At 71.4% G+C, this 16165-nt stretch carries 16 protein-coding genes; 5 read left to right on the forward strand and 11 right to left on the reverse strand.

Going from position 1 to position 16165, the window contains the following annotated elements:
• Positions 1–170: 170 nt before the first annotated feature.
• From AB0I22_RS16045 to AB0I22_RS16065, 5 genes are all read right to left on the reverse strand, one after another.
• A complete protein-coding gene (locus tag AB0I22_RS16045; protein ID WP_363131381.1) occupies positions 171–710 on the reverse strand; it encodes a hypothetical protein in 540 nt (179 codons plus the stop codon).
• A 173-nt stretch (positions 711–883) separates the two neighbouring features.
• Entirely contained in the window at positions 884–1762 is an 879-nt protein-coding gene (hisG, locus tag AB0I22_RS16050) for an ATP phosphoribosyltransferase (RefSeq protein ID WP_363131382.1), read from the reverse strand.
• Between the two features lie 104 nt (positions 1763–1866).
• Entirely contained in the window at positions 1867–2580 is a 714-nt protein-coding gene (locus tag AB0I22_RS16055) for an SDR family NAD(P)-dependent oxidoreductase (protein WP_363131383.1), read from the reverse strand.
• Between the two features lie 37 nt (positions 2581–2617).
• Positions 2618–3355 (reverse strand): phosphoribosylaminoimidazolesuccinocarboxamide synthase, encoded by a 738-nt coding sequence (locus AB0I22_RS16060; protein WP_363131384.1) that lies wholly within the window; start codon positions 3353–3355, stop codon positions 2618–2620.
• Positions 3356–3497: 142 nt separating this feature from the next.
• Positions 3498–4358: a 2OG-Fe(II) oxygenase family protein gene (locus AB0I22_RS16065; protein WP_363131385.1), complete on the reverse strand. Its 861-nt coding sequence runs from the start codon at positions 4356–4358 to the stop codon at positions 3498–3500.
• Between the two features lie 563 nt (positions 4359–4921).
• Between AB0I22_RS16065 and AB0I22_RS16070 the strand changes: the two genes are divergently transcribed.
• From AB0I22_RS16070 to AB0I22_RS16090, 5 genes are all read left to right on the forward strand, one after another.
• Positions 4922–6037: an acyl-CoA dehydrogenase family protein gene (locus tag AB0I22_RS16070; protein WP_363131386.1), complete on the forward strand. Its 1116-nt coding sequence runs from the start codon at positions 4922–4924 to the stop codon at positions 6035–6037.
• 76 nt (positions 6038–6113) lie between these two features.
• Positions 6114–7283, forward strand: coding sequence for an acyl-CoA dehydrogenase family protein (locus AB0I22_RS16075; protein ID WP_363131387.1), 1170 nt, complete (start codon positions 6114–6116; stop codon positions 7281–7283).
• A gap of 40 nt (positions 7284–7323) precedes the next feature.
• A complete protein-coding gene (locus tag AB0I22_RS16080) occupies positions 7324–7881 on the forward strand; it encodes an NUDIX domain-containing protein (protein ID WP_363131388.1) in 558 nt (185 codons plus the stop codon).
• 113 nt (positions 7882–7994) lie between these two features.
• A complete protein-coding gene (locus tag AB0I22_RS16085) occupies positions 7995–8582 on the forward strand; it encodes a hypothetical protein (protein WP_363131389.1) in 588 nt (195 codons plus the stop codon).
• Positions 8583–8628: 46 nt separating this feature from the next.
• The gene (locus AB0I22_RS16090) at positions 8629–9189 is read left to right on the forward strand and encodes a TIGR03086 family metal-binding protein (protein ID WP_363131390.1); all 561 of its coding nucleotides are present in this window, start codon (positions 8629–8631) and stop codon (positions 9187–9189) included.
• Between the two features lie 40 nt (positions 9190–9229).
• Here AB0I22_RS16090 and AB0I22_RS16095 read toward each other — a convergent pair whose 3' ends face one another.
• The 6 genes from AB0I22_RS16095 to AB0I22_RS16120 all read right to left on the reverse strand — a co-directional run bounded on the left by AB0I22_RS16095 (position 9230) and on the right by AB0I22_RS16120 (position 16128).
• Complete coding sequence (locus AB0I22_RS16095; RefSeq protein ID WP_363131391.1) at positions 9230–10498, reverse strand: CoA transferase; 1269 nt, start codon at positions 10496–10498, stop codon at positions 9230–9232.
• Positions 10491–11228 (reverse strand): hypothetical protein, encoded by a 738-nt coding sequence (locus tag AB0I22_RS16100; protein WP_363131392.1) that lies wholly within the window; start codon positions 11226–11228, stop codon positions 10491–10493. The genes AB0I22_RS16095 and AB0I22_RS16100 overlap by 8 nt, the downstream gene beginning before the upstream one ends.
• Positions 11228–12322 (reverse strand): LLM class flavin-dependent oxidoreductase, encoded by a 1095-nt coding sequence (locus tag AB0I22_RS16105; protein WP_363131393.1) that lies wholly within the window; start codon positions 12320–12322, stop codon positions 11228–11230. The genes AB0I22_RS16100 and AB0I22_RS16105 overlap by 1 nt, the downstream gene beginning before the upstream one ends.
• 12 nt (positions 12323–12334) lie before the next feature.
• Positions 12335–13693 (reverse strand): amidohydrolase family protein, encoded by a 1359-nt coding sequence (locus tag AB0I22_RS16110; RefSeq protein WP_363131394.1) that lies wholly within the window; start codon positions 13691–13693, stop codon positions 12335–12337.
• 93 nt (positions 13694–13786) lie between these two features.
• Positions 13787–15145 carry an adenylosuccinate synthase gene (locus AB0I22_RS16115; RefSeq protein WP_363131395.1) on the reverse strand — a complete coding sequence of 453 codons (1359 nt, stop codon included), beginning with the start codon at positions 15143–15145 and terminating at the stop codon, positions 13787–13789.
• Positions 15145–16128, reverse strand: coding sequence for a phosphoribosylaminoimidazolesuccinocarboxamide synthase (locus AB0I22_RS16120; RefSeq protein ID WP_363131396.1), 984 nt, complete (start codon positions 16126–16128; stop codon positions 15145–15147). The genes AB0I22_RS16115 and AB0I22_RS16120 overlap by 1 nt, the downstream gene beginning before the upstream one ends.
• Between the last annotated feature and the right edge of the window lie 37 nt (positions 16129–16165).

The following is a 16165-nucleotide window of genomic DNA, read 5'->3' on the forward strand; positions in this document are numbered from 1 at the left end:
GCAGCCCGGGCCGTTCCCGCGATGGTCGTCTTCATCGCGGGGGAAACCGCCCGAGCCGCCCTGTTCACCGGTCGCGCTTCACCGGTCCTGCTTCACCGGCGCCGTTTCATCGGTCCTGCTTCACCGGTGCCGTTTCATCGATCCCGTTTCGCATCGGTCCAACGGCCTGGTCAGGCGTTGCTGTGGACCGCCTTGGCGCCGCTCGGCGCGCACTGCACCGCGGTGGTCGGGGAGAAGTAGCTGCCGTCCTTGGCGTTCTTCCCGGAGTCGAACTCGTAGTGCAGGTAGGCGTAGAAGCCGATGGTGCCGTTGCCGACGCAGGGCGAGTCGGCGGCGACCTGGTAGGTCATCGTGACCGAGCGGCTGGCTCCGGGCGCGATGGGCGCGGTGTAGTTCACCGCTCCGCCGGGCTCGCAGACACCCGCATCACCCTTACAGGTGAGGAAGTTGAACTTCATCCCATAGCTCACGGTCTCCCAGGTCGGCTGGAGCGACTGGTACGCGAACTGTACGTACGTGGCCTCGGGATTGGTGAAGGTCATCGTGATGGAGACCGTGGTGCCGGGCGTCGCCGTGGGCTTGTCGACCGTGAAGGTGACCGGCGGATTGTCGGCGGCGGTGGCGAAGGCGGGCTGCCCGAGGCCGAACAGGCCGAGGGCAAGGGCGATTATCGCGGACAGACCGAGCTGTCTGGTTCTTGTTCTCCACATGGCCGGGGAGCGTAGAGAGGTCCGCGCCGTTTCGCGCCCCCCACCGCACAGGACCGGCCATGCGCCTCAGCAGCCGCAGGGAATTGGGGCAGGTGGGTGACGTGAGGGCCCTTGTGACACGTGCGCAAATTGGCGGACATGTGCTGCACGGTGTGGTTGGGTCCGGCCTCGGATCAGGCCGACGCCAGCTTTCCGATGGGCGTCTCCACGATCTCGACCGCGCCCGCCCGCGTCAGTCCGGCGATCGCCACGGCTATCCGATCCTTCCTGAACACTCCCTGCACGACCGCCTGTCGCGGCTCCGAGCCGCCACCGCCCAGCCGCCACCAGCGGGCCGGCATCAGGGACTCGACCTCCGGCCACCGGTCCGCCGGGACGACCACGGTCAGCAGCAGGTGCGCCGCCCCCGCGTGCGCGGCCCGCAGCAGCGAGGTCAGCATCTCGATCACGGTGCGGGTGGGCCCGTCGGCCCAGGCGGCGGGGCTGGCGACGAGGTTCACGCCGCACCTGCGGACGGTGCCCAGGATGCGGAGGTTGTTCTGGCGCAGCGAGGAGCCGGTCTCCACCACCTCCATGACGGCGTCGGCCAGTTCGGGGATCTTCGCCTCGGTCGTGCCGTGCGAGTGGATCACCTCGGCGTGCAGGCCCAGCCGCTCGAAGTGGTCCTGGGCGATGTTCGGGTACTCGGTGGCGATCCGCGCCCCGTGGCCGAGGTCGCGCTCGCTGCGCGCGGGGTGGTCCGCGGGGACGGCGAGGACCACGCGCCAGCCGGTGTCGGTCGTCTTCGAGTATCCGAAGGTGTGCACGACCTCGACCTTGGCGCCGGTCTCCTCTATCCAGTCGGCGCCGGTGACGCCGAAGTCGAAGGTCCCGTCCGAGACGATCAGCGGGATCTCCCGGGGCTTGTAGAACACCACGCGTTCGACGCCGGGGTAGTCGATGTTCGCGCGGTAGGCGCGCGGTGAACTCTTGCGCACCGCCAGGCCGGCGGCCCGGAACAGTTCGAGCGTCGGCTCTTCGAGGGAGCCCGTGGGGAGTGCGAGAGACACCATGGTCATCACCGTTCGTCAGTCCGTGGCCGCCGGCCGAGTCCGGGGCCGGTTCGCGTCAGAGGCTTGGAGCACGGCCGACACGTGGCCGGGCGCTTCGGCGGGCGCTATACGTGCAGCAGCCGGTCGATGCCGGTCACCGGGGGCCGGGGCAGGGCGGCCGGGCGGAGTTCGACCTCGCCGACCACGAGGTCGGTCGGCCAGGTGTGGACGATCTCGGCGACGCACCGGCCGACCGACTCCGTGCTGATCTTGTACGGGGTTTCGTCGCCCTCCAGGTTGGCGATGGCGCCCGGCGTGACCAGGCATCCCCGGACGCCGTTGCAGCGCTCCTCCAGCAGCAGCGTCTCCATCAGGGCTTTGACCGCCGCCTTGGTGGCGCTGTAGACCGCGCCGCCCTCGAAGTAGTGGGTGGAGGCGTTGCTGCCCATGGTCACGAAGAGACCGCCGCTGCGCCGCAGGGCCGGCAGCACCGCCTTCATCAGCTGGAAGACGGAGGTGAGGTTCACCGCGACGATGCGGTCCCAGTCCTCGGCGGACAGCTTCTCGATCGGGTCGAGCACCCGGTCCACGGCGTTGGCCACGCAGGCGTCCAGCCGCCCGGTCTCCGCCAGCACCTGGGCCACGCTCTCGGCGAGCTGGGCCGGGTCCGTCAGATCGCAGCGGTGCTCGCCCAGCCAGCTCTCGCCGGCCGGCGTGCGGTTGAGCGAGTGCACCCGGTAGCCGCGGGCGTGCAGGGCGGCGGCGATGGCCCGGCCGCTCCCCCGGTTGGTGCCGGTCAGCAGCGCCACCGGCGCGTCGGACGCTGTCTCGGACGCCATCTGGGACGCCGCCTCGGGTGCCATCTCGGATGCCGCCTCAGATGCCATCGAAGGCCCGCTTCCACTGGGCGACGATCTCCGTGCCGGACACCCCGTCGCGGAACAGGTCCTTGTCGAGCCGCGATCCGTCCGGGTGCCGGATGCGCATGCAGTCCTGGGACACCTCGGAGATCAGGCTGAGCCCGCCGGCCGCGTCGAGGCCGAAGATGACGCAGAAGTCCCAGATCTCCAGCGGCGCCAGCCAGGACCGCAGGACGTCGTTGACGGTGAACGCCTGCTCCCGCATGGCGTCCACGGGCAGGTCGAGGGCGCGCAGGTAGTCCTCGCCGATGGGCTGGTCCTCGGGGTCGACCCGGTAGTCGAACTTCACCACGGGGCGGGGCAGCGGCTCCCCGTCCGGGAACAGGCCGGGGTACTTGCGGGTCGTCGAGCCGTTCGCCACGTTCTTGACGATGACTTCGAACGGCGGCGCGGGGCAGTACCGGGCCAGGTACATGTTCTCGCCGACCCGCTCGCGGAAGGCGCAGTCCACCCCGGCCTTGGTCAGCTCGGCCGCCGCGCGTTCGTAGAAGTCCAGGCGCAACGGGCCGGTCTCGTCGACGAGTTCGTCGCGGTCGTAGGTGAAGCTGCGCAGGCTCGGGATCAACCGGACCAGGCACAGGTCGTCGGGCAGCAGCCACAGTTCCTTGCTGCGGCCGGTGATGTCGGCGGGCTCGCTGTTCGCCAGCCGGGCGAGGGCGTCGCTGTCGACCGGGTCGACGGCGCCTTCACGCATGTCTCTGCCTCCCACTCACATACTGATCGAGCGATTCCGTGCAACACGCTTTCTCACACACCGAGTGTTCCCGCCCACGGCGCTCTCTCACATAGGTACCGAGCACCCGCTTTCCGCGCCGTATACTCGCTTCCCATTTCGCTCATTCGTTCCCGAGGCCGCGGAACCTGTTCGCGATGAAGTCCCCCCAGGTCTCGTCGAGAACCGTGAGCCCCTCGTCCGATACCTGCCACTGCTGTGCCTTGTGCGGCGGATAGGCGAAGAGCACCGACGAGAGCCGCTCGTATTCGGTGTCCGTGTACGTACAGTGCACGCGGTGGGTGGACGGGCGGAATCGGCCCCGCGAAGCGCTGGACAGCATCCTGCCGATGTTGCAGAGCACGACGTCCGACTTCGCGATCACCGGCTCGACCCACGTGCCGTCGTGCAGGATGTACTGCAGCCCCTGGTCGGAGGGTGGGAGCTGGAGGCCGAGGAACTGGATTCCGGAGTGCTCGTGCGCGAGCACCTCCCGGCCGTCCAGGTCCCGGTAATGGATCACCCGGAGGTTGGTCGCGTCCCTGGAGAGGCCGAATTCCGGTGTACCCTCGGGCATCATCCCGCGGATGACCTCGCCGAACAGCGAGATGAGGGTGAACGCCGTGTCGAACACCCCGGCGGCGCGTTCGCCGAATTCCGGGAATGCCGCCAGGACGGCGCCCGCGCCCGCCGGTTCGTCGGCCAGCATGGCGCCGCTCACATGGATGAATTCCTTGGGGTCGGGCACGCCCTTGGCGAGCCGCGGAATCTCCGAGAGGTACGGGAAGAAGCCGTGCGTGCCGCCGTTGGAGAGCTGCGGCACGGAGGTGTACTCGTAGGCGGCCAGGCTGGGGTCGGCCGAGGCGCAGGCCGCCTCGAAACCGCTCATCATGGCTGCGACCTGTGCCCCGATGCCGGGCACTTCGACGGACATGAAGCCCCAGTCGGTCAGCTGGGTCTCGATCTCTTTGGCGGCGGAATGCATATCCTTCCGGAGTTCACCGATCCGTACGGACGGTACGACACCGCTGAGTCGCATCGGGGTGACATCCATCGTTACACCAGGTCCTCTTCTTGGTCAGGGTCCTTGGTTGCACCGAACTCTTCCGTCAGCGCTGTTCTCGGCGCTTTCCCGCAGCACGTCCCGCACGGCGCCCTCGATCGGCACTCCATGCTCACAGCGCGCCGTGCTCGGCAATTCCGATCAGCGCTTTTCGATCAGCATGCCTGGTTCCGGGCAGCGTCCGTCACCATAAAGTCAAAGATTATCAGCGCCTCTGGATCAGTCAAGGTCGCCCGGCTCAAGGTGAGTTGACGACAACCCCGTGAGCACCGCGAACGCCGGGTGACCAGCGGTGAAATCCCGTGGACCGGGGCGGACACGGCAGTAGTCGATCTTTACCGGTGCCCCGAAACACCCGGAATGCTCCCGGACGCCCGCCGCTTCGCACGGCCCGGTAATCCCTTTCTCCTTCGACCGCCTACCGCACCGGCAGCCGATCCCCTAGATTATCTCTGCGTGATTTGCGCGAGCCGACGGGAGCGGTTGTGAGCTACCCCTTCAGCGACGATCAGGAGGAGTTACGGCGCACGGTGCGCCGATTCCTCACCGAGAAGTCACCCGAGCCCGAGGTCCGCCGGCTGATGGAGAGCGCCGAAGGCTTCGATCCCGCCGTCTGGCGGCAGATGGCCGGACAACTGGACCTCCAGGGCCTCGTCATTCCGGAACGCTACGGCGGCGCCGGACACTCCTATGCCGAACTGGTCGTCGTCCTGGAGGAGATGGGCCGCGCGCTGCTCTGCGCCCCGTACTTCTCGACCGTCGCGCTGGCCGCCAACCTCCTCCTCGCCACGGACGACGAGACGGCCAAGCGGGATCTCCTGCCCGCGATCGCCGCCGGCCGCTCCATCGCGACGGTCGCCCTCACCGAGCACTCGGGCCGCTGGGACGCCGACGGCGTCGCCATGGAGGCCGCCGAGGCGGACGGCGGCTGGAGTCTCAGCGGCGAGAAGTTCTACGTACCCGACGGCCACGTCGCCGACCTGGTGCTCGTCGTCGCCCGGACCCCGGCCGGGGTGTCACTGTTCGCCGTGCGCCAGGGCGCGAGCGGCTTCGCGGCGACGCCGGTCCCCACCATGGACCAGACCCGCAAGCTCGCCAGGCTGCGCTTCGACCGTACGCCCGCCCGCCTCGTCGGCGCCGACGGCCAGGGGTGGCCGGCCGTCTCCGAGACACTCGACCTCGCGGCGATCGCGCTCGCGGCCGAACAGGCGGGCGGCGCCCAGCGGGTGCTCGACATGGCCGTCGAATACGCCAAGCTGCGCGTCCAGTTCGGGCGGCCGATCGGCAGCTTCCAGGCGATCAAGCACAAGTGCGCCGACATGCTCGTCGAGGTCGAGTCGGCGAGGTCGGCGGCGTACTACGCCGGGTGGGCCGCCGCGGAGCGCAGCGACGAGGTCCCCGCGCTGGCGAGCCTGGCCAAGTCGTACTGCTCCGAGGCGTATTTCCACGCGGCCGCCGAGAACATCCAGATCCACGGCGGCATCGGCTACACCTGGGAGCACCCCGCCCACCTGTACTTCAAGCGGGCCAAGAGCAGCGAGCTGATGTTCGGCGACGGCGCCTACCACCGCGAGCTGCTGGCCCGGCGCATCGGCATCTGAGCCCGTGACGCGTCGCGGGCCGACGGGCCCCGGGGGCTCTGTCGCGAAGGATTGGGAGAGGTTCTTGCAAAGGGACGTGGCGAAGGACGCAGCGACGGACACCGTGCGACGTGGCGGGGCGGAGGGGTTCCGCCGCTCCGTCCGCGATTGGATCCGGGCCAACGCACCGGCCCCCGGCGGCCCGTACGAGCAGTGGGAGCGGCGGCTGCTGGCCGCGCGGCTGATCTGTCCGGCCTGGCCCAGGGAGTACGGAGGGTCGGCACTCGGCCCGCTGGACGCGCTCACCCTCGCGGAGGAGTGCGCGCGGGCCGGAGCGCCGCTCGTCCAGCGGGGCGTCGGGGAGCACCTGATCGGGCCCGCCGTGATGGAGCACGGCACACCGGCGCAGCGCTCCGCCCTCCTGCCGGGCATCGTCTCCGGCGAGGACCGCTACTGCCTCGGCTTCTCGGAGCCGGACCACGGCTCCGACCTGGCGTCGGCGGCCACGGCCGGCGAGGTGCGCGGCGGGGAGGTCGTCGTCACCGGGCTGAAGGCCTGGGTCGCCGAACCGCACCGGGCGAACATGATCGCCGTCCTGTGCCGTACGTCCCCGGCCTCCCCGGCGCACCGGGGGCTGTCCCTGGTCCTGGTCCCGCTGACGCCCGCGAACGGCGTACGCGTCTGCCGGATAAGGGAGTTGACCGGCTCGTACGGGCTCGGCGAGGTCCGGCTCGACGGGGCGCGCGTGCCGCTGTCGCATGCCATCGGCGGCGTGGACGGCGGCTGGGCGCCCGCGATGACGGCTCTCGCGCACGGCCGGGCCCACGAGGCGGCGTCGGCGCACCTCGGCTTCGAGGAGCGGTTCTGGGAGCTGGTCCGGGAGGCGCGGAAGTCGGGCCGGGCGCGGGAGCCGGAGGTCCGCGCGCAGCTGGCGTGGGCGTACACCCGGATCACGCTGCTGCGCGCCACCGGCCTGCGGATCGCGGCCCGTACCGCCGCCGGGGCGGATACGAGCGGTGAGGCGGCCGTCGCGGCGCTGTTCCGCTCCGAGTTCGGGCGCCGGTTCGGCGAGATCGCGGTCGGCGTCTCGGGAGCCGCGGAACTGGTGCGTCCGGAGGGGGACGGCTACGGCCTGAGCGAGTGGCAGGAGGCGTTCCTCACGGGCCGGGGCGCGACGATCGGCGCGGGTACCGGTGAGGTGCGGCGGAACGCCGTCGCTGAGCGGGTGCTGGGGCTGCCGAAGGAGGCCGGTGGGGGCGGCCGGTGACGCCTGAAACAGGGCGGGCGGAGACCCTAGGATGCCTCGTATGTTTGCCGCACAGCAGTCAGTCGCCGACAGGCTCGCCCGACTCACCCCGCGCGACGAGGCGGAGCGCGCCGACGTCGAGCGGATTCGCACCCTCATCGAGACCGCCGAGGACCCGTGGCCGCGGTCGCTGCCCCTGCACATCACCGCTTCCGCGTTCATCGTCCACCCCGACAGCGGCCGGGTGCTGCTGCGCTGGCACAAGCGCCATGAGTCGTGGCTGCTCGTCGGGGGCCACGGCGACCCCGGCGAGACGGATCCGCTCGCCATCGCCGTGCGGGAGGGGCAGGAGGAGACGGGGCTGAGCGATCTGACGCCCTGGCCGGACGCGGAGATCGTGCACGCGGTGATCGTGCCCGTACCGGCCAACAGCCGGGAACCCGCGCACGACCACGCCGACCTGCGGTTCGTACTGGCCACCCGGCACCCGGACGCCGTACGGCCGGAGCACTCGGACGCGCCGCTGCGCTGGCTGACGCCGCACGAGGCGTACGAGGCCATCGACGAGGCGAACGTGCGCGAGACGCTGTCCCGGGTGGAGAAGTTGTTCGCCGGCTGAATCCGCCGGAACCGGGACGGAGCTGGTACCGGGTCCGGAATCCGCCGGGGCCCAGTGATACGCCTACGCCGCGAGCGGTCGCGCCCGCGCGAGGACGACGGAGGGGATCGCGGATGTACGCAGTGCTGTCGGTGACGGACAAGAGCGGCATCGTGGAATTCGGCGCCGGGCTGCGGGACTTGGGCGCGGCGATCGTGGCCACCAGCGGCACCGCGCGGCTGCTGCGGGACGCGGGCACGGAGGCGACGGTCATCGGGGATCTCTCGGGGGTCCCGGAGATGATGGGCGGGCGGGTGCGGGCCTTCCACCCGTCGGTCTTCGGCGGGCTCCTCTACCGGCGGGGCAACGCGTCGGACGAGGACGAGGCGCGGCGGCACGGCATTCCCCGGATCGACGTGCTCGCCTGCAACTTCCGGGATCTCGTGGGGAACGACGGAGTGGCCGGGGCGCTGGATTCGATCGATATCGGCGGCCCCGCCATGCTGCGGGCGGCCGCCAAGAATTTCGTGAGCGTGCTGCCCGTCGTGGATCCGGCGGACTACGGGGAGGTGCTGCTCGCCCTGGAAGCTGCCGGGAGCGAGGTGGCGGCGGTGGACCCGGCGTTCCGCCGGTCGCTGGCGGCGAAGGCGTTCGGCCGCACCAGCGCGTACGACCGGTCGATTCAGCGGATTCTCGAACGTGCCGGGGAGCCCGGCGAATAGCGCCGATCCGATGGGAAGCGCCGGGGAAATCGCCTACTGTGCTGCCATGGATGTTCGGGCTTTACACGAGGAATCGCTCCGCTCGACCGGCCAATTCATCGGCGGTGTCCGCGCGGATCAATGGAACGCGCCGAGCCCCTGCGCGGGGTGGGACATTCGGCATATCGTCAACCACTTGGTGGCGGGGAATCTCTGGGTCCGGGAACTCGGTCTGGGCCGCACGATCGAGGAGGTCGGGAAAAGCCTCGACGGCGATCTGCTCCGGGACGATCCGGTCGCGGCATACGAGGCCTCGGCCGCCGCGGCGGCCGAGGCTTTCGCGGCCGAGGACGCCATGGAGCGTCTGTGGCCCCTTTCGTACGGCGCCAGGCCGGGCCGGGTCTACGCCCGGCAGCGGTTCATCGACGTGCTGATCCACGGCTGGGACATCGGCGCCGCGGCCGGGCAGGAGCCGCGGCTCCCGGCGGAGCTCGTCGCGGCGTGCGCGGCCGTCTTCGACGCACGTCCGCAGATGGTCCAGCAATGGGGTTTCGCCGAACTCGATCCGGTCCCGGCCGGCGACGACCCGCAGGCCAGGCTGCTGGCCCTCACAGGTCGCCGCGGCTGACAGCGGTCGGCGGGAGCGGAGCGGCGGAGTCCCGAGGAGCCTACGGGGACTCCGCCGCTCCGCTCTCGGCGTCCAGTTCGGCCAGCACCTCCTCCGTGTGCTCCCCGAGCAGCGGCGGCCGCCGGTAGACGCCCGACGGCGTCGCGGTGAAGCGGATCGGGCAGTTGGGGAACACCACCGGGCGGGCGCCCTCCGGCTGCTCGACGGCGACGAGCATGTCGCGGGCCCGGACATGGGGGTCGGTGAAGAGGTCCGCGGCGTCGTTGACGGGGCCCACCGGAACGCGGCCGCCCAGCGATTCCGCTATCTCGGCGGTCGTCCGCCCGGCCGCCCACTCCGTCACCACCTGTTTCACGAATTCGGCGTTGGCCACCCTGGCGCCATTGGATTCCGTCCGTTCGTCGCCCACGAGTTCCGGGCGGCCGATGACATCGCAGAGCACCTTCCAGTGGTTGGGGGTCGGCGCGGCTATCGCGCATTTCCCGTCCCGCGTCGGATAAATGTCGAACGGCACGAGCTGCGGATGGCTGTTGCCCGTCGGGCGGCTCACGACGCCGGTGTACGAATAGCGGTAGACCGCCGTTTCGCAGAGGGAGACGATCGAGTCGACCATCGCCACGTCGACCATCTGCCCCTGCCCCGTCTGGCGGGCGTGCAGCACGGCGGAGACGATGCCGATCGCCGACAGGGCGGCCGGATAGAGGTCTCCGACGGTCGGGCCGACCCGCACCGCCTCCGACGCGTCGGAGCCCGTCATGCTGACGATGCCGCCCATGGCCTGCGCGACGACGTCGTACGCCGGCCAGTCCACGTACGGGCTGCTGCCGGTGCGCGGGTCGCCGAAGCCGCGGATCGACGCGTACACCAGCTGGGGGTTGCGCTCCTGGAGCGCCTCGTAGGACAGGCCCCACCGCTCCATGACGCCCGAGCGGTAGTTCTCGGCGACGACGTCCGCCGTGTCGACGAGCCTCAGCAGGGTCTCGCGGTCGGCGGGGGTGGACAGGTCGAGGACGATGCCGCGCTTGTTGCGGTTGATGCTGCCGAACAGGCCGCCGATCTGCCGGCCGGTGTCGTCCTTGGTGAACGGGCCGGCGAACCGCGGGAGATCGCCCGCCGGCGGCTCGACTTTGATCACCTCGGCGCCCAGGTCGGCGAGGATCATCGTGCAGAAGGGGCCGGAGACGGCGCGCGTGAGGTCCACCACCCGGACGCCTCTCAGCGGCCCGCCGGGGGCGGCCTGCATGGGCGCCGCCCGCTCGTGCCCTCTCAGATAGTCGGGCTCGTCCTGCGGACTCGGCTGCTCAGCCAACTCGTTCCGTCCCTTCGAAGGCGCTGATGTCGGCCCGGCACACATACCGGACCGGCCTGATGGTCAGCTCGCCGGTGAGCGTGAGCGCCGACACCGGCCGCGTCGGGCGCAGCCGCGGCTCGCCCCACGCGGCGCTGTCGAATACGGGCAGCGACGGCAGGCCGCGCTCCACCGACTCGATGGCGTACGCCCGCTCGACCTGTACGAGCCGGCTGCCGGCCGGCAGCCGGGCCAGCTGCATGGTGTCCGTGAACTGCACGTCGGCGGCCGAGATGGCCTCGGGGTGCGTCATCCGCAGGTCGAGGGCCGCGCCTCCGCTCCCCCGCACCGCGGCCTTGGCGCCGAGGTGGCGCAGGCGCACCTCGATCTCCGCCTCGCGGACCTTGTACCCCCACCGGTCGGCGAGCACCCGTCCGGCGCCGGCGCCCTGGACGAAGCAGGACACCTGGAAGCCCCTGCTGCGGACGCCGCTGCGGCACACGATCCGGGTCTCGGCGAGGGCGAACGGGCCGGCCTCGCTCTCCCGCGCCGTGAAGACCGTCAGCGTGACCGCCGGGGGGTTCACGGGGTGCAGGCCCGGGGGCAGCAGGTCGAGCCGGGACGCGCTGTGGACCTCGTACACGGCCTGGAGCAGTTCCACGCCGCGGCAGACCAGGGGTTCGGTGGCGAGGTCGGTGACGTACGGGGCGTCGGCGGCCAGCGCCTCGGGGTCCGCGGTGCCGCTGAACATCAGCGCGCCTCCTTGGCGAAGTGGGGCATGACCTCCGCGGCGAACAGCCGCAGGCTCTCCAGCACTTGCTCCTGCGGCACCAGGTCGGTGGTGTTCAGCAGGAAGTTGATCGCGTCCACGCCGATGGACTCCCAGATCTCGATGGCCTTGATGATCTGGTCGGGGCTGCCGATCGCGATGCCGTCGGGGATCGGCCGCTGCTCGCCGGGGTCGTCGTGCCGGATCTGCGCGACGCTGCCCGCGGCCAGGTTGCCGAGCGACCGGTAGGCCGGTGTGGGGTAGACCTCGCGGGCCCACAGCAGATGGCTGTTGAGCAGGCCGAAGCCGGTGAACATCGGCCCGCCGATCCGGCCCGCGACGGCGTCGTCCTCGTGGCAGAAGAGGTAGTTCATGGTGGCGACCTGGTCGTTGACGGCCGCGCCGACGGGCTCGCACTGCTGGATCCGCCTGCGGTAGTCGGCGGTGCGCGCCTCCTGCTCCTTGAAGCTCGCGGCGGCCACGCCGAGGCAGCCGATGCCCCGGTCGGCGGCGTCGCGCTCGGTCCCCGGCGAGGTGACGGTGACCCACAGCGGCGGGTGCGGGTCCTGTACGGGTTTCGGGACGACGGGCCGCTCGGGGAAGGAGAACGTGGTGCCCTCGTACGCCGTGCGCTCCTCGGTCCAGAGCCTGGGCAGCACATGGACGTACTCGTCCCAGGAGATCTTCGTGCTGTCGGGGTCGGCCAGGAATCCGCCGAGTTCCGTGATGGTCGACGCCCGCGCGGTGCCCACGTCGAGGCGGCCGCCGGAGACGATGTCGAGTACGGCGGCCCGCTCCGCGACCCGGATGGGGTGGTTGATCTGCGGTACGCATACGACGCCGCCATGACCGACCCGAATCCTCTCGGTCGACATCGCGGCGGCCGTCAGAAACACCTCGGGAGCCGAACAGTGGGAGTACTCCTGGAGAAAGTGGTGTTCCACCGCCCACGCCGTGGTGAATCCCAGTTCATCGGCCAGCCGGCACTGTTCCAGCGCGTCCCGGTAGGCCTTTGTCTCGGCATCGCGCGTCAATGGCTGCGGTACCGAAAGCTCGAAGAAGATTCCGAATTTCATGTGCCGCTCCTGTCAGGCCCCCGCGGGCCTTAGCACCCGTACTCCTCCGGCGAGGACCACGATGGGCTGGACGATGGCGCTGATGTCGCTCAGGGGGTCGCCCCGCACCGCGAGCAGATCCGCCCGCCTGCCCGGCGCGATGACGCCCGTATCGCTGATTCCCAGATGTTCCGCGGCCCCGGAGGTCGCCGCCGCCAGCGCCTGGCGTGCGGTCATTCCGATGCCGTCGTCCCCTACGAGGGCGGCGAGATCGGCCGGGTAGCCGTCGAACTGCCGCTGGGGCACCCCCGCGTCCGATCCGGCGACCACCGGCGCCCCCGCCGCCAGAAGATTCCGGAAGACCTCGCGGATCTGCACCTGTTTCTCGTGGAACCGCGCGGCGACCGGCGAGGGCGTGCCGGGCGCGGCGCCGCGCATCCGGTGCATCGCGCCGCTGATGGTGGGGACGAACGCGATGCCGCGCTCGGCCATCAGTTCCGCGGTGGCCGGGTCGTACTCGATGCCCCGCTCGGTCTCGAACAGGCAGTGCTCCAGCGTGTGCGCCCCGGCGTCCGCGGCCCGGCGGATGCTCACGGGGTCGTAGGCGTGGACCGCGACCCGCACGCCGAGCCGGTCGCTCTCCTCGACGCAGGCCCGGACCTCTTCCTCGCTGTACTGGGGGCGCAGCGGGTTGCTGCGCGGGGTCAGGTTGCCGCCGCTGAGCATGAGTTTGATCCAGTCGGCGCCGTCGCGCACCTGGCGCCGGACGGCGACGCGGACCTCGGCGGCGGTGTCGCATTCGTGGCTGAACCAGTGGCAGTGGCCGCCGGTCACCGTGATCGGCCGGCCGGTGGCCAGCACTCGCGAGCCCGGTACGAGGCCGTCGGCGACGGCGGCGCGCAGCGGGAAGGCGACCTCGTTCACCGTGCCGAGGTCGCGCACCGTGGTGACGCCGGATTCGACGGAGGCCCGCAGGTTGCGCACCGCCCGTACGGCCAGGGCCGCGTCTCCGGCGCGGGCTTCGCGCCGGTAGTCGCGGATGGGGGTGTCCGCCCCCGAGAGGGCCATGTGCGCGTGGCCGTTGACGAGGCCGGGGAGCAGGGTGGCGCCGGGCAGGTCGAGGTGGAGGGTGTCCCGCGCGGCGTCGTGGCCGAGGTCGGCGCGGCGTCCGACGGCGGTGATCAGTGCGCCTTCGACGCGGACGAAGCCCTCGCGGATCGGCTCGGGCGCGGTGCCGTCCCAGACCCGCTCGGCTGTTATCAGGCATCGGTTCACGCGTTGCTCTCCCATGTCCCGCCACCTCCTCTCCGAGGCGGGCGCCGGGCCGGGGCGCTCGTCGTCCGCCTCCCCCGCCGTCGGCGGGACGGCGGTGGTGAGTTCATCCGTCGACATCGCTCTCCTCCGGCCGGCGGGTTTTCGCCGCCGTTCTCCGCTGCCATCCGGTCCGCACACCCGCCTCGTCGGTTTCTCACTCGGGGCCCGCGCTCATCTCTTGGAGAGCAGCGAGGTCTCGGAGAGCGAGACCGTGTCCCGGCGGTCCGGGCCGACGCCGGCGGCGACGATCTCCACGTCCAGGAGCTCCGACAGCCGGTCGATGTACCGCCGGGCGGCCTCCGGCACCGCCTCCGCGCCCCGGCGCGCGACCTCGGCCCAGTCCTGCTCCGGCCAGCCCGGCAGCTGTTCCAGCACGGGGACCGCCGCCGCGGCGTCCTTCAGCCGCACCGGGTAGGCGTCCGCGGTCCGCCCGTCCACCCGGTAACTCGTGATCACTTGGACCTCGTCCAGGCCGGCCAGCACGTCGAGGTTGGTCAGCACCAGTTCGGAGATGCCCTCGACCTCGATGGCGCGCCGGACCATGGGGGCGTCGAACCAGCCGACCCGTCTGCGGCGGCCGGTGACCGTGCCCCACTCCCGGCCGCGGCTGACCAGGTGTTCGGCCGCCGCCCCGGTCAGCTCGCCGACCAGCGGGCCGCCGCCGACCTGGACCATGTACGCCTTGGCAACGCCGAGGACGGTGAACTGCTGCGCCGGGGAGGTGCCGGTCCCCACCGTCACCCCGGCGGCGCCGGTGAAGCCGCTGGTGACGTACGGGTACGTGCCCTGCTCCAGGTCGAGGCCGAAGCTCTGCGAGCCCTCGTAGACCAGGTACGCGCCCTCGGCCCGCGCCCGGCGCAGCCATGTGGAGGTGTCGCACAGATACGGCTCCAGCCGGCGGCCGGCCGCCCCGTACTCCTCGACGAGCCGCGCGACCTCGTCGGCCGCCGGTTCCTTGCCGTCCGGCCGGCCGAAGACCCGTTCCAGCAGGGCCCTCTTGAGCGGGACGATCCGGGCCAGCCGGGCGCTGAGCAGGTCCTCGTCGAGCAGGTCGACGAGGCGCAGTCCGATCCGCGCGACCTTGTCCTCGCGGCAGGGGCCGACGCCGCGGTGGGTCGTGCCGATCCGGCCGGTGCCGTCGGCGAACCCGGTCGCGGCCGAGGTGGCGAGCTCCGCGCCGCGCCAGTCGTCCTGGGCGATGTCCTGCTCGATGTGGTACGGGAAGATCACGTGCGCGGACTCGCTGAGGCGCAGGTCGAGGTCGAGTCCGCTGTCCCGTAGCCCGGCCAGCTCCGTGATCAGGGAGCGCGGGTCGATCACGCATCCGCTGCCCAGCACCCCGACGGCGCCGCGCAGCACCCCGGCGGGTACCTGTACGAAGCGGTGCTCCCCGCCGTCCACCACGACCGTGTGCCCGGTGTTGGGGCCGGCCTGGTAGCGGACGACGGCGTGCGCGCCCTCGCTGACCAGGTCCGTGATCTTCCCCTTGCCCTCGTCGCCGGCCTGACAGCCGACAATGACCAGGTCCATCACGCACCGCCCCGGCCCGTGCCGGGCACGGCGTCCGCGAGCCGCCGCACGACCTCGTCCAGTGGGCGGGCACCCCATACGCGCGTACCGGTCCAGGCTTCGCACAGCGAGCGGTACATCTCCGCGGCCAGGTCCACGACTTCGGCGGGCAGCGGCGGCGGCGCGGGCCAGTCGGATCGGGGGCGGCCGTCGCGCACCCACTCCTCGACCCTGCCTTGGAGGCCGCTCGCGGCGTAGTGGTCGCGGAGGACCTGCTTGCTGACGTGAGCCCCGTCGAGGAGCAGCCGGGCCTCGTCGGGCGTTCCGGCGTGGTCGACGAGGATCAGCGCGCCCCGGTCGTCGCGGCCGAACTCGACCTTCCCGTCGGCGTGTACGAGTCCGACGCTCCGCGCGTGCGCCGTCACGATCTCGTCCACGGCGCGGGTGCGCTCCTCCAGGGCGGTCTGCTGGGCTTCGTCCAGGCCGCCGGTCTTGGCGGCCTCGCCGCGGTCGATGAAGCGGTCGATCTCCTCCAGCTTGGTGGTGTATTCGATGGCCGGGCGGTCCAGGACGGCGCCCGGTCGGGGCGGTGCGGTCAGCCCGATGTCGGCCGGTGCCAGCCGCCCCAGTTCGAGGCGGCGGAGCACGGACGAGCCGGGCGGGATGATGTTGCGGAAGATGACCTGGAGCGGGATCAGGTGGTTGGCGTCGGTGGGCGCGAGCGGCCGGTGCCGCGGGTCGATGACGCGCAGGAGGGTGAACTCCAGCTGGTCGGGCGGCTGGAAGGCGCGGTAGTGCGTGGGGATTCCCGCGCGGGCGAGCAGGTCGAAGTTGAAGGCCGCGATGCGGCAGCAGGCCTCGCCCTTGTCCGGGATGCGGTCGGGCATCTTTCCGTAGTGGAAGACGGAGTAGTCGTCGGTGAACTCGAACAGCCCCACCCCGCTCCGGCCGGGCTCCGGCTCCCGCCGGGTGACCAGGTTCTTCGTGGAATACCTCTTCGGCAACGCGCTGTCCTCCCGCTCGCGGTCTCTCAGTCGGCCG

The sequence above is a fragment of the Streptomyces sp. NPDC050610 genome, assembly GCF_040654875.1.
Taxonomy (GTDB): Bacteria; Actinomycetota; Actinomycetes; order Streptomycetales; family Streptomycetaceae; genus Streptomyces.

Excerpts from the sequence above, each read along its gene's own strand:
- hisG (WP_363131382.1), bottom strand. The coding sequence starts at position 1,762 with ATGGTGTCTCTCGCACTCCCCACGGGCTCCCTCGAAGAGCCGACGCTC.
- AB0I22_RS16105 (WP_363131393.1), bottom strand. The coding sequence starts at position 12,322 with ATGAAATTCGGAATCTTCTTCGAGCTTTCGGTACCGCAGCCATTGACG.
- AB0I22_RS16100 (WP_363131392.1), bottom strand. The coding sequence starts at position 11,228 with ATGTTCAGCGGCACCGCGGACCCCGAGGCGCTGGCCGCCGACGCCCCG.
- AB0I22_RS16055 (WP_363131383.1), bottom strand. The coding sequence starts at position 2,580 with ATGGCGTCCGAGACAGCGTCCGACGCGCCGGTGGCGCTGCTGACCGGC.
- AB0I22_RS16060 (WP_363131384.1), bottom strand. The coding sequence starts at position 3,355 with ATGCGTGAAGGCGCCGTCGACCCGGTCGACAGCGACGCCCTCGCCCGG.
- AB0I22_RS16110 (WP_363131394.1), bottom strand. The coding sequence starts at position 13,693 with ATGTCGACGGATGAACTCACCACCGCCGTCCCGCCGACGGCGGGGGAG.
- AB0I22_RS16085 (WP_363131389.1), top strand. The coding sequence starts at position 7,995 with ATGTACGCAGTGCTGTCGGTGACGGACAAGAGCGGCATCGTGGAATTC.
- AB0I22_RS16045 (WP_363131381.1), bottom strand. The coding sequence starts at position 710 with ATGTGGAGAACAAGAACCAGACAGCTCGGTCTGTCCGCGATAATCGCC.
- AB0I22_RS16115 (WP_363131395.1), bottom strand. The coding sequence starts at position 15,145 with ATGGACCTGGTCATTGTCGGCTGTCAGGCCGGCGACGAGGGCAAGGGG.
- AB0I22_RS16090 (WP_363131390.1), top strand. The coding sequence starts at position 8,629 with ATGGATGTTCGGGCTTTACACGAGGAATCGCTCCGCTCGACCGGCCAA.
- AB0I22_RS16080 (WP_363131388.1), top strand. The coding sequence starts at position 7,324 with ATGTTTGCCGCACAGCAGTCAGTCGCCGACAGGCTCGCCCGACTCACC.
- AB0I22_RS16065 (WP_363131385.1), bottom strand. The coding sequence starts at position 4,358 with ATGCATTCCGCCGCCAAAGAGATCGAGACCCAGCTGACCGACTGGGGC.